Genomic DNA, 12,876 nt, shown 5'->3' with positions numbered 1-12,876 from the left:
CACCATGCAAACCGCACACACGCTACAGCCAGCCCAACAGCTGCTTGAGCAGACGTTGGAACTCACCCAGTCCGGCCATTGGCAACTCCACGCGGCGCAGCCGGATGTGCTGGTGTCCTCCGAGCGCTATGCCTCGATGTGCGGCGAAGCACTGCGGCCGCCGCACTGGCAGTACAGCGCCGAGTCCGAGATGTGGAGCCGCATGGCCGATGCCGACCCGCTGCTTGCCGCCGCCGTCCGGCAAAGTTTTGACGACGCCGTTGCCGGGCGTACGGCGGTGTTGGATGCGACGTACCCCTACAAACGGCCCAGCGATGGCCGCGTGGTGTGGCTGCACACCCTGGCTTACGTGCAGCGCGACAGCCAGCACCAGATGCTCCAGATGCAGGGCGTGACCCAGGACATTACCGCTGCCAAGCTGGCCGAAATCGCACTCTCCAAGGCCCTGCAATCGGTAGCGGACTCGAACCGCGCCAAATCGGATTTTCTGGCCAATATGAGCCACGAAATCCGCACCCCCATGAATGCGATCATCGGTATGAGCAGCTTGGCGCTGAATACCGAGCTCAGCCGCAAGCAGCGCAATTACATCGAAAAAGTCAGCAGCTCGGCGGCGAGTTTGCTGGGCATCTTGAATGACATACTCGATTTTTCCAAAATCGAAGCCGGCAAGCTGGATCTGGACATAGGCAACTTCCAGCTAGACCAGTTGATGGGCCATGTGGCCGACCTGGTCTGCCCCAAGGCGGAAGACAAGGGCATCGAGTTTTTATTCGATACTCGCGCCAATATTCCGTCGGCCCTGGTGGGAGACGCTGTGCGCTTGGGCCAGATTTTGCTAAATCTGGCGGGCAATGCGCTCAAATTCACCACGCAAGGCGAGATTGTGGTGGGGGTCGAGCTGGCGCAGTCGCCCACCATTGCGCCCGACAAAAAACACGTCACCCTGCATTTTTGGGTGCGCGATACCGGCATTGGCATGTCGCCGGAGCAGCAGCAAAAACTGTTCCAGGCCTTCACCCAGGCCGACACCTCGACCTCGCGCAAATATGGCGGCACCGGCTTGGGCCTGAGCATTGCCAAAACCCTGACCGAGATGATGGACGGACAAATCTGGGTAGAAAGCGCACCGGGCGTGGGCAGCACCGTCCACTTCACCGCCCGGCTGATGCGCCAGACCGAGCAAGATTTTGAACGCCGCAGCGCCCGCCGCGACGACTTCCAGCGCACCCGCGTGCTGGTGGTAGACGACAACGAAAGCGCCCGCGACATCCTGACCCACCTCAGCACCGCCTTTGGCCTGCAAGTGGATGCCACCGACAACGGCATGAGCGCCGTGGCCCTGACCGCCAAGGCGCAAAGCAAGGGCACGCCCTACGACCTGATCCTGCTCGACTGGATGATGCCGCAGATGGACGGCATCGAAACCCTCAAGCGCCTGCAAGCCCAGCCCCGCATCATCCTGCCCAAAGTGGTGATGGTCACCGCCCACAGCCGCGTCGATGCCTTGCAGGCGGCGCAGCAGTCGGGCGTGGGCATCTACAGCGTGCTGACCAAGCCGGTCACCGCGTCCACCCTGTACGACACGCTGACCCAGGCCGTCGGCACCGAGGCTTATGTCGAAAAATCCCGCCAGATGGCCAAGCGCGAAGGGGCCCGGGAGAGCTCGGCCAAGCTGCGCGGCATCCGTCTGCTGCTGGTGGAAGACAACGAAATCAACCAGGAGCTGGCCTTTGAATTACTCACCGGTGTCGGTGTGCTGGTCGAAGTGGCCAACAACGGCCAAGAGGCGGTAGACAGGGTGCGGGCCCAGCCGTTTGATGTGGTGCTGATGGACTGCCAGATGCCGGTGCTGGACGGCTACGCCGCCACGATGCTGCTGCGCCAGGACCCACGCTTTGCCACGCTGCCCATCATCGCCATGACCGCCAATACCGAAAGCCGCGACCGCGAGCGGGTGCGGGTCGTGGGCATGAACGACCACATCACCAAGCCGTTGGATGTGGGCGCGATGTTTGCCACCATCGGCAAATGGGTGGTGCGGGCCGAAATACCTGCCGCTGTGCCGCCACAGCCGCTGGACATGCCCCGGCTGCCGCCGCGCGCCGTGCCATCATTTCGCGCACCCGAGAGCGTGGCCCCGGCCGATGACTGCGCCGAGTTGGGCGACATGCCCGGCATCGACGTGCGTGCGGGCCTGCGGGTGATGGCGGGCAATATGGACTTCTACCAGCGCATGCTGCGCAAATTTGCCCTCAGCGAGCACGACTTCGTGCCACGCTTTCAGGCCACCCTGGCCACCGGCGATGCCGACACCCTGGTGCGCCAGGCCCACACCCTCAAGGGCCTGGCGGGCAATATCGGAGCGCTTGCGCTGTATGCCGCCGCTGACCAGCTGGAGGCCGCCTGCCTGACCTCGCCGCACGCACCGGACGCACTGCCCCCCTTGCTGGCATCCACCGCCCAGGCCCTGGCGCAGGTGCTGACCAGCATCGCCAGCCTGGGCGGCAACCCCGACCATTCAACCGCCACCGATGCCGAAATCGGCGAACTGTCGGCCGCCGACCGGGCCCTGCTGCACGGCCTGCTGGTGCAACTGGTCACCCTGGTAGATAACAACGATGCCGATGCCATCGACGTAGGCGGGCAGTGCATCGACATGCTCAATAAGACCCCCTGGGCCAAGCGCATCCAGCCGCTGGACCGGGCCCTGCGCGACTACGACTTTGAACGCGCCGCCGAGCTGCTGCCCGGCATCCAAAGCGCTTTAAATTAATCAAAGTATCACCTTGTAACGGCACAGAAATGCCGGGTGGCTGTGGTTCAATATTGCGTGTCAAGTACCTGCTGCCGGGTCTTGGCAAGACACCCCCGCATTAAAGAAATGGCTTCACCATGTCCCACAATCCCCTGGCTGGCCACACCGCGCCGCTCTCTCTTCTGGTCAACCTGCCGCGCCTCGTCACTGCCTACTACAGCCAGCAGCCCGACCCGGGCATCAGCACCCAGCGCGTGGCGTTTGGCACCTCGGGCCACCGGGGCAGCGCTTTTAGCAGCAGCTTCAACGAACAGCACGTGCTGGCCATCACCCAGGCTATCTGCGAATACCGCGCCAAGAGCGGCATCACCGGCCCGGTGTTTTTGGGGCTAGACACCCACGCCTTGTCCGAGCCCGCCGGGGCCACTGCGCTGGAGGTGCTGGCCGCCAACGGCGTGCATGTGATGCTGGCCGAGGGCGATGAATACACCCCCACGCCCGCCGTGTCGCACGCCATCCTGGTCTACAACAAAGGCCGCACCTCGGGTTTAGCCGACGGCATTTTGATGACCCCGTCGCACAACCCGCCCGAAGACGGCGGCTACAAGTACAACCCTACCAACGGCGGCCCGGCCGACAGCGACATCACCGGCTGGATCGAAAAAGCCGCCAACGTGCACCTGGAAACCGGCCTGAAAGACGTGAAGCGCATGCCCTACGCCCAGGCTCTGCGCGCCGACACCACGCACCGCCACGATTACGTCAGTAGCTACGTGGCTGACTTGGCCAATGTGATCGATATGGACCTCATCCGCAGCGCGGGCGTGCGCATGGGCGTGGACCCGCTGGGCGGTGCGGGCGTGCACTACTGGGCCCGCATTGCCGAAAAGTACGCGCTCAACCTCAGCGTGGTGAGCGAGCAGGTGGATGCCACGTTCCGCTTCATGTCGATGGACTGGGATGGCCGCATCCGCATGGACCCGTCCAGCAAAAACGCCATGGCCTCGTTGATCGGACTCAAAGACAAATACGACATCGCATTTGCCTGCGACACCGACCACGACCGCCACGGCATCGTCACCCGCAGCAGCGGCCTGGTGCAGCCCAACCATTACCTGGCCGTGTGTATCGAGTACCTGTTCCAGAACCGCCCCGGCTGGAGCCCGCAGGCCGGCATCGGCAAAACCCTGGTCAGCAGCAGCATGATCGACCGCGTGGCCGCGCGCCTGGGCCGCAATCTGTTCGAGGTGCCGGTTGGCTTCAAGTGGTTTGCCAACGGCCTGTGCGACGGCAGCCTGGGCTTTGTGGGCGAGGAGAGCGCGGGCGCGTCCTTCCTGCGGCATGACGGCAGCGTCTGGACCACCGACAAAGACGGTCTGGTGCCCGCCTTGCTGTCGGCCGAAATGATCGCCCGCACCGGCCGCGACCCCGGCGAGTCGTACAAACTGCTGACCGATGCGTTCGGCGCGCCCGCCTACGACCGCATCGACGCCCCCGCCACACCCGAGCAAAAAAAGAAGCTCGGCAAACTCACCCCGCAGCAAATCACCAGCGCCGAGCTGGCGGGCGAGCCCATCACCCAAGTGCTGACCACCGCCCCCGGCAACGGTGCCAGCCTGGGCGGCCTGAAGGTGATGACCGAAAACGGCTGGTTCGCCGCACGCCCCTCCGGCACCGAGAACATCTACAAAATCTACGCCGAAAGCTTCCACGGCGAGGAGCACCTGCGCCGCATCACCACCGAAGCGCAGGGCATTGTGGATTTGGCGCTAGCCTAAGCTCCTATATTAATAGCTGCTTGTGCAGGTGGGATATGCGCTAGCAGCCTATTTAGCTTAAAACTGGCCCGCTACAATGCCGACCATGCAAGCGCTCCTCGCCTCTATGGACTGGTTTCCGCTCATCTTGTCGCTCAAGGTGGCGGCGGTGGCGACGCTGTTTGCCACCATCGCGGGCATCGCCCTCGGCTGGGTCTTTGCCCGCAAACAATTCCCCGGCAGCGGCGTGTTGGAAGCCGTGTGCATGCTGCCGCTGGTGCTGCCGCCCACGGTGATTGGCTACGCCATTTTGGTCGCGGCCGGGCGGCGCAGCCCGCTGGGCAGCTGGCTGCGGGCGCACCTGGACTACACGATCATTTTTAGCTGGCACGGCGCGGTGGTGGCGTCTAGCATCGTCGCCTTGCCGCTGGTGCTCAAGTCGGCCAGCGCGGCCTTTGCCGGGGTGGACCGTTCGTTGGAGGCGGCGGCCAGCACGCTGCGCCAAAGCCCGTTGTCGGTCTTTTTGCGCGTCACCTTGCCGCTTGCCTGGCCCGGTATTCTGGCGGGCATGCTGCTGGCCTTTGCCCGCGCGATGGGCGAATTTGGCGCGTCGCTGATGGTGGCGGGCTCGATTCCGCAGCAAACGCAAACCCTGTCGATGGCCATTTACGACTCCGTGCAGGCCGGGCAAGACGACCTGGCGCTGTTGCTGGTGGCCATCACTTCGGTGCTGTCGATCACCGTGCTGGTGTTGTCGAACCGCTTTTTCTCATTCCGGTAATGCCCATGCGATGGATTAGCCTTTTTCTGCTCCTGCCGTTGGCGGTATCCGCCCAGCAAATCACCGTCTCCACCGCCGCCAGCTTGACCGATGCCTTCAAAGAGCTAGGCCGCCAGTTCGAGGCCCGCCAGCCCGGTACCACGGTGCGCTTCAACTTTGCCGCGTCCGGCGTACTGTTGCAGCAAATCCGCCAAGGCGCACCGGTGGACGTATTCGCCAGTGCCGACCAGGACACGATGGACCGGGCTATGGCGCAAAACCTCATCGTGCCCGCCAGCCGCAAGAACTTCGCCACCAACAGCCTGGTGCTGGTCGAGCCCGGCCAAGATGGCCCCGGCCTCAAGACCCTGCAAGACCTCACCAGCCCCGCCGTGCGCAAAATCGCCATCGGCAAGCCCGCCACCGTACCTGCCGGCCGCTACACCCAGCAAACCCTCACCAGCGCCAACCTATGGACGCAGCTGGAGCCCAAGTTCGTGCAAGCCGACAGCGTGCGCCAGGTGCTGGACTACGTGGCGCGCGGCGAAGTGGAGGCCGGGCTCATTTACCGCACCGATGCCATATTGTTCGGCGACAAGGTGAAAATCGTTCTCACCCCGCCTGGCCATACCCCCGTGTCGTACCCGGTTGCCGTGGTCAGCGACAGCCCGCAGAAGGCCGTGGCACAGAATTTCGTCAACTTCCTGCTCACCGATGCGGCCCAGCAGGTTCTATCTAAATACGGCTTCGGCAAACCTTGATCGATGTAGACATTCAACTTAACGTGACCGATGGCCGTAGGCGCTTCGATCTGGCGGTGCGCTTTGCCAGTGCTGCGCCGTTTGCCGCGCTGTACGGGCCGTCGGGGGCGGGCAAATCGCTGACCTTGCAGGCGATTGCCGGGCTGCTGCGCCCCACACGCGGCCACATCCGGCTGGACGGGCGCACGCTGTTTGATGCAGGGCAGGGCATCAACGTGCCCACGCCCCAGCGCCGTGTGGGCTACCTGCCGCAACACTACGCGCTGTTTCCGCACCTGTCGGTGGCCGACAACATCGCTTTCGGCTTGAAAAACTGGCGCAAACGCCGCCTGTCGTCCACGGAGCAAGCCCACATCCAAGCGCTTTTAGACAGCTTTGGCCTCGCTGCGCTGGCCCACAGCCGTCCGGCCACGCTCTCCGGTGGGCAGCAGCAGCGGGTGGCGCTGGCGCGGGCCTTGGCCTGCCAGCCGCAGGTGCTGCTGCTGGACGAGCCCTTCGCCGCGCTGCACCCCAGCCTGCGCCAGAGCCTGCGCGAAGAACTGGCTCTGGTGCGCCGCCAGTGGGGCATTCCGGCCCTGATGGTCACCCACGACGTGGACGATGTGCTGGCCCTGGCCGACGTGGCCTGGGTGTTTGAAGCCGGGCAGGTGGCGCAAGAAATCAACCTGCTGGATGCAACCGCCCGCAGCCTGGCGCGGGTGGCCATGGGGGGCGCGGAACACACCCCGCTGCAAACCAAACTCCGGCAAATGCTATTAAATAAATAGCTACTTGCGTAGGTTGAATAAGCGCTAGAGGCCGATTTTTATATAAATTTGGCAATGGGGCGGCTGTGGCAAACTCTCGCCCTTGTCTCTTAACCGACCCCGTTCATGCAGAAAATCATTCGCCAACTTGCCGTTGAAATCAAAGCCCGCGAAGAGCAAGTTCGCGCCGCCGTAGACCTGCTCGATGGCGGGGCCACCGTGCCCTTTATCGCCCGCTACCGCAAAGAAGTGACCGGCGGGCTGGACGACATCCAGCTGCGCGAGCTGGAAACCCGCCTGGGCTACCTGCGCGAACTCGAAGACCGCCGCGAAGCAATAGTCAAAAGCATCGAAGAGCAGGGCAAGATGACCGACGCGCTGCGTGCCGCCCTGTTCACAGCCAGCACCAAGCAGGAGCTGGAAGACCTGTACCTGCCCTTCAAAACCAAGCGCCGCACCAAGGGCCAGATCGCCCGCGAGTCTGGCATCGAGCCGCTGGCAGATCGGCTGTTTACGAACCCGCTGCTGGTGCCTGCCGATGCCGCCCAGCCCTTCGTGAAGGCCGAAAAAGGTGAAAACGGCGACGACTTCACCACCGTGCAGGCCGTGCTGGACGGCGTGCGCGACATCCTCAGCGAGCGCTGGGCCGAAGACGCGGGTTTGGTGCAAAACCTGCGCGGCTGGCTCTGGAACGAGGGGCTTTTCCGCAGCAAACTGGCCGCAGGCAAGGACGAAAACCACCCCGACATCGCCAAGTTCCGCGACTATTTCGACTACGACGAGCCGATTGGCCGCGTGCCCTCGCACCGCGCGCTGGCCGTGTTCCGGGGGCGTGGGCTGGAGTTTTTGGACGCCAAGCTGGTCTTGCCGGTGGAGCCCGAACCCGGCAAACCGTCGTTGGCCGAAGGCCGTATTGCCATTCATTTGGGCTGGAGCCACCAGAGCCGCCCGGCCGATGATTTGCTGCGCAAATGCGTGGCCTGGACCTGGCGCGTCAAGCTCAGCCTGTCCACCGAGCGCGATCTGTTCGCCAAGCTGCGCGAAGATGCCGAGAAGGTGGCCATCAAAGTGTTTGCCGACAACCTGCGCGACCTGCTGCTGGCTGCACCCGCCGGCCCGCGCGTGGTGCTGGGACTAGACCCCGGCATCCGCACCGGCGTGAAGGTGGCGGTGGTGGACACCACCGGCAAGCTGGTGGAAACCGCCACCGTCTTCCCGCACGAGCCTAAGCGCGACTGGGAAGGCTCGCTGCACACCTTGGGCAAGCTGTGCATCAAGCACGGCGTGAACCTGATCGCCATCGGCAACGGCACGGCCAGCCGCGAAACCGACAAGCTGGCCGCCGATTTGATGAAGCTGCTGGAAAAGCACGTAGACCCTAGCGGCGCACCCAAGACGGCCATGCAGCGCGTGGTGGTCAGCGAGGCGGGCGCTTCGGTGTACTCCGCCAGCGAATTTGCCTCGCAAGAAATGCCGGATGTAGACGTAAGCCTGCGCGGTGCCGCCAGCATCGCCCGCCGCTTGCAAGACCCGCTGGCCGAGCTGGTGAAGATCGACCCTAAATCCATCGGCGTGGGCCAGTACCAGCACGACGTGAGCCAAAACGACCTGGCCCGCAGCCTGGAGGCGGTGGTGGAAGACTGCGTGAACTCGGTCGGTGTGGATTTGAATACGGCCAGCGTGCCGCTGCTGACGCGGGTGTCCGGCCTGTCGGCCACGGTGGCGAAGGCGGTGGTGCGCTGGCGCGAAGCCAATGGCGCATTCAAAAACCGCAAGCAGCTCATGGAAGTCAGCGGCCTGGGGGCCAAGACCTTTGAGCAGAGCGCTGGCTTTTTGCGCATTCGCGGCGGCGACAACCCGCTGGACATGACTGGCGTGCACCCCGAAACCTATCCGCTGGTGCAAGACATCATCAAGCAAACCGCCAAGCCCGTCACCGAGCTGATGGGCCGTGCCGACATGCTCAAAACCCTGCGGCCCGAGCTGTTTGCAAATGAAAAATTTGGCGTGATCACCGTCAAGGACATCATCGCCGAGCTGGAAAAGCCCGGCCGCGACCCGCGCCCCGACTTCAAGGTGGCCCGCTTCAACGACGGCGTGGAAAACATCAAGGACCTGGTCGAGGGCATGATCTTGGAGGGCACGGTGAGCAACGTGGCGGCTTTCGGCGCGTTTGTGGATCTGGGCGTGCACCAGGACGGCCTGGTCCATGTGAGCCAGCTCAGCCACAAGTTCACCACCGATGCCCGCGAAGTCGTCAAGACCGGCGACATCGTCAAGGTGCGCGTGGTCGAGGTGGACGTGGTCCGCAAGCGCATTGCCCTGAGCATGAAGCTGGGTGACGCCCCGGCCCGCAGCGACGCGCCCCGTGACAACCGCTTTGAAGGCGCAGCGCGTGGCCAGCAAGCCCCACGCCGCAGTGAAACACCCGCCCAATCCGCAATGGCCTCGGCTTTCGCCAAACTGCAAAAACGCTAGGGTTTTTCTCCCTCTCCCGTCCACGGGAGAGGGCCGGGGTGAGGGCTGAATCCCTTACCATGCACCATCCCCCACGCTAGGAACCAGCCCCTATGGAGTTAAACGACCTGCTAGCCTCCGAAGCGGCCTTGCCCAGCATCCCCAAAGCGGTGGCGCTGCTGCTCAGCGAGTTGGCTCGCCCCGAACCCGATTTACGCAAACTCGGGCAGGTGATTGGCACCGACCCGGCGCTGACCACGCGGCTGCTCACACTGGCCAATTCGGCCATGTTCAACCTGTCGCGCAAGGTCAGCAGCATCCCTGAAGCATTGGCGATTTTGGGGGTGGACCACCTGCGCAGCCTGGCCCAGGCAGCGGCGCTGGGCCTGAGCTTTCGGGCCGTGCCGGGGGTTAATTTGCAGCAGTTTTGGCGCTACAGCCTGAACGTGGCCAAGCTCTCAAGGGCGCTGGCAGGCGCGGTGCGGCACAACCCAGCCACCGCGTTTACGGCAGGACTGGTGCACGCCGTGGGCGAACTGGTGCTGCACATGGGTCTGCCTGCCGAGATGGCGGCGCTGAACCAGCAGGTGCTGCCGCTGGACCTGCGCCGCGCCCGGCTGGAGACCAAGCGCCTGGGCTTTTGCTATGCCGATGTGGGCGCAGGTTTCGCCCGCAAATGGCAGTTTCCCGACCGCATTGTCGATACCCTGCAATCCCAGATTTCCCCGTTCGAGCACGGCGTGTACGAACCCCTGGCGGGCGTGGTGCACCTGGCGGCTTGGCGCGCACGGGCCAAAGAGGTTGAGCTCGATGAGAGTGCGCTGGTCGGCAGCTACCCCGGCGAGGTCGGGCTGGCGCTGGGGCTGGACATCGACATGGTGTTGCAGCAAGACCCGTTGGACTGGTCGGCCAAAACGGATCTGGGCGCTTTTGTCTGAAGTTGCTATTTAAATAATAGCTACTAACGCATATTCTATATGCGCTAGAGGCCAATAAGATACTTAGATTAGCTCGCCAAAATGGGATGTACGGTCTTGCGGGCCTTGCTCCTGGATTTGCAAAGACAGGTCGTACAGCTTGGACTTGCCCGCGATGTAGCGGTCTAGCCGCCATTCCTTCAGGATGTCCAACGCCAGATCAAAGCGGTCCAGGTCCAGCGCGTACAGCTTGTCCAGCGGAAACGACTCGGTGGATTCCAGCGTCAGCACCAGTTGGGCCAGCGTGCGGGCCGCGTCAGATTCAGGGTGTTTGGCGATGAATTTTTGGGCTTCTTTGATTGCATTCATGGGGAAATCCTCGGGTTGGTATGGGAATACCCGTATTGAACCCGACGCGCCCCCCCCAAACCATGACGTTTGGGTTTCAAAAATGTGACAAGACAGCGCCCGCATGGCAGGCGCTGCCCAGCACCACAAAGCCATGCCACACCGCATGGGCATAGCGCCAGCGCCCGTCCAGCGCAAAGAAAACCACCCCTGCGGTGTAGGCCACGCCCCCTGCCACCAGCCAGGCCAGGCCTTGCGCCGACAACTGCCCCACCAACGGCACAGCCGCCACCAGCACCAGCCAGCCCATCGCCACGTACAGCCCGGTAGACAACCAGGGGTGCGACAAACGGCCCAACACCTTCAAGACCGTGCCCGCAATCGCCAGCAGCCAGACCAGCGCAAACAGCGTCCAACCCCACACGCCCGATGTGGCCGACAACGCGCTGAGGGCAAACGGCGTGTAACTGCCCGCAATAAAGAAATAAATCGCCCCGTAATCCACCTGCAGCCACACCTGCTTGGCCCGCCCTGCTGGCAGCGCGTGGTACAGGGTGGACGACAGGTACAGCAGCAGCAGCGTCGCTCCAAATATGCTGGCGCCCAGCAAATGCGGCCCTGCCGCCAGCAACAAAAACGGCAGGCCCACCAGCGCGGCTGCCAGCGCGAGGCCGTGGCTCAGCGTGTTGGCGATTTCTTCGCCCCGGCTTTGGGCGCGCTCCTGGATGTGCATGGGCTTAGGGTTTGGATAAAACCCCGAGTAGAAAAGATCTGGATGGCAAAACCGTGACAGCACACCGTTACGATCAAGCCCCATGCACAAAGCTCTACTGACCCCCGCGATGGCAGGCGTACTCCAGCGCATGGGCCGCGCCCGCCGCACGCCCATGCATTTGCTCACGCCCCAGCAAGCCCGCGATGCCTATGAAATCGGCGCGGGCATGCTGGAAGTGCCCAAGGCCCCGCTGGCCCGGGTGGATAACTTCACCATCCCGGCCCGCGACGGCTTTGCCTTGCCCGCCCGGCGCTATGCGCCATCTTTCGGGCCCTTGCCCACCTTGCTCTACCTGCACGGCGGCGGCTTCATGGTGGGCAGCGTCAACACCCACGACATCCTGTGCCGCGAACTCAGCCGCCTTAGTGGCTGCGCTGTGGTGTCGCTGGGCTACCGCATGGCCCCCGAGCACCGCTTTCCCACTGCTGTGGACGATGCCTGGGACGCACTGGCCTGGTTGGCCACGCAAGCCGACTGCACCGGTGTGGCCGTGGGCGGCGACAGCGCAGGCGGCACGTTGGCGGCGGTCTGCGCCATCCAGGCCCGCGACGCGCAGTTACCTCTGGCCCTGCAACTGCTGTTCTACCCCGGCTGTGCAGCCTATGCCGATACACCCTCGCACAGCCGCTTCGCCAGCGGCCTGTTGTTGGAGCGCGAACACATCCACTTCTTTTTCAACCAGTATTTGCGCGCCCCGGCCGACTATGAAGACTGGCGCTTCGCTCCGCTGGAGGCCCCCGACGTAGACGGCGTGGCCCCTGCCTGGTTCGGCTTGGCCGAATGCGACCCGCTGGTGGACGAGGGCCTGCTCTACGCCGACAAGCTGCGGCTGGCCGGGGTGCCGGTCGATCTGGACATCTACCGGGGCGTGACCCACGAATTCATCAAAATGGGCCGGGCAATACCTGAGGCCAAACAGGCCCACCAAGCTGCTGCACAGGCGCTACGTAACGCATTCAATCTATGACCACCAAGCTCTCCATCGGCCCCTGGAGCCAACTCGGGACACAAGCCGCCCGGGTACGCACCGCTGTTTTCGTGCACGAGCAAAACATCCCCGCCGAGTTGGAGTGGGACGTGGCCGACCAGACTGCTGTGCACGCCGTTATTTACGATGCCCAGGGAGAACCCGTTGCCACCGGTCGCCTGCTGGTGCACGCGCCAGGCGTGGGGCGCATCGGGCGTATGGCGGTACTGTCCAACTTGCGCGGCAGCGGCCTGGGCCAGCAGGTGCTGGAGGCTTTGGTGCAAGCGGCCCAAGAACGGGGCGATACAGAGGTGTGCCTGCACGCCCAGACCAGCGCACAGGGGTTTTACGAGCGGCTGGGGTTCACAAAGAGAGGCGAGGTCTATGCGGAGGTGGGGATTCCGCATGTCGAGATGTTTTTAGTAGCCAATGGGGGTCAGATCCCAATTGCGCGCTGAAAACCTGATTGGCGAGGGGCGCTCTACCCGCATTTGGGCTCTGACCCTCATGCCACTAGGATAAGAAGAAGTACCCCTGAAACCTGGGTGGGCTGAGCCCTGGACAGTGATAGCCTGGAGTTGCAAAACGAACCAGACACCACAAGGACTCAGCCCAGTTGCAGGATACCAA

General features: G+C 63.7%; 11 protein-coding genes. 9 read left to right on the top strand and 2 right to left on the bottom strand.

Annotated features, from left to right (window positions below; translation table 11 throughout):
• Positions 1-4 precede the first annotated feature (4 nt).
• From AC0969_RS06705 to AC0969_RS06675, 7 genes are all read left to right on the top strand, one after another.
• Entirely contained in the window at positions 5-2,776 is a 2,772-nt protein-coding gene (locus AC0969_RS06705; RefSeq protein WP_479623371.1) for a response regulator, read from the top strand.
• Positions 2,777-2,895: 119 nt separating this feature from the next.
• Entirely contained in the window at positions 2,896-4,536 is a 1,641-nt protein-coding gene (gene pgm / locus AC0969_RS06700) for a phosphoglucomutase (alpha-D-glucose-1,6-bisphosphate-dependent) (protein ID WP_479623370.1), read from the top strand.
• Between the two features lie 76 nt (positions 4,537-4,612).
• Positions 4,613-5,296 carry a molybdate ABC transporter permease subunit gene (gene modB / locus AC0969_RS06695; protein WP_479623369.1) on the top strand — a complete coding sequence of 228 codons (684 nt, stop codon included), beginning with the start codon at positions 4,613-4,615 and terminating at the stop codon, positions 5,294-5,296.
• Positions 5,296-6,036 (top strand): molybdate ABC transporter substrate-binding protein, encoded by a 741-nt coding sequence (modA, locus tag AC0969_RS06690; RefSeq protein ID WP_479623368.1) that lies wholly within the window; start codon positions 5,296-5,298, stop codon positions 6,034-6,036. The genes modB and modA overlap by 1 nt, the downstream gene beginning before the upstream one ends.
• Positions 6,033-6,803 (top strand): ABC transporter ATP-binding protein, encoded by a 771-nt coding sequence (locus AC0969_RS06685; RefSeq protein ID WP_479623367.1) that lies wholly within the window; start codon positions 6,033-6,035, stop codon positions 6,801-6,803. Before modA ends, AC0969_RS06685 begins: the two co-directional genes overlap by 4 nt.
• A 105-nt stretch (positions 6,804-6,908) precedes the next feature.
• Complete coding sequence (locus AC0969_RS06680) at positions 6,909-9,260, top strand: Tex family protein (protein WP_479623366.1); 2,352 nt, start codon at positions 6,909-6,911, stop codon at positions 9,258-9,260.
• A 92-nt stretch (positions 9,261-9,352) separates the two neighbouring features.
• Complete coding sequence (locus AC0969_RS06675) at positions 9,353-10,177, top strand: HDOD domain-containing protein (RefSeq protein ID WP_479623365.1); 825 nt, start codon at positions 9,353-9,355, stop codon at positions 10,175-10,177.
• Between the two features lie 63 nt (positions 10,178-10,240).
• Here the strand turns inward: AC0969_RS06675 and AC0969_RS06670 are convergent, their stop codons facing one another.
• Positions 10,241-10,525, bottom strand: coding sequence for a hypothetical protein (locus AC0969_RS06670; RefSeq protein ID WP_479623364.1), 285 nt, complete (start codon positions 10,523-10,525; stop codon positions 10,241-10,243).
• A gap of 76 nt (positions 10,526-10,601) precedes the next feature.
• Positions 10,602-11,237 carry a PAQR family membrane homeostasis protein TrhA gene (trhA, locus tag AC0969_RS06665; RefSeq protein ID WP_479623363.1) on the bottom strand — a complete coding sequence of 212 codons (636 nt, stop codon included), beginning with the start codon at positions 11,235-11,237 and terminating at the stop codon, positions 10,602-10,604.
• An 82-nt stretch (positions 11,238-11,319) separates the two neighbouring features.
• Between trhA and AC0969_RS06660 the strand changes: the two genes are divergently transcribed.
• Together AC0969_RS06660 and AC0969_RS06655 are read left to right on the top strand one after the other, a co-directional pair.
• Positions 11,320-12,246, top strand: a complete 927-nt coding sequence (locus tag AC0969_RS06660) for an alpha/beta hydrolase (protein WP_479623362.1) — start codon at positions 11,320-11,322, stop codon at positions 12,244-12,246.
• Complete coding sequence (locus AC0969_RS06655) at positions 12,243-12,704, top strand: GNAT family N-acetyltransferase (RefSeq protein ID WP_479623361.1); 462 nt, start codon at positions 12,243-12,245, stop codon at positions 12,702-12,704. Before AC0969_RS06660 ends, AC0969_RS06655 begins: the two co-directional genes overlap by 4 nt.
• The last annotated feature ends 172 nt before the right edge of the window (positions 12,705-12,876 follow it).

This window comes from Rhodoferax sp. LB1P47 (assembly GCF_056521445.1).
This window is presented reverse-complemented; position numbering and strand designations above follow the sequence as displayed.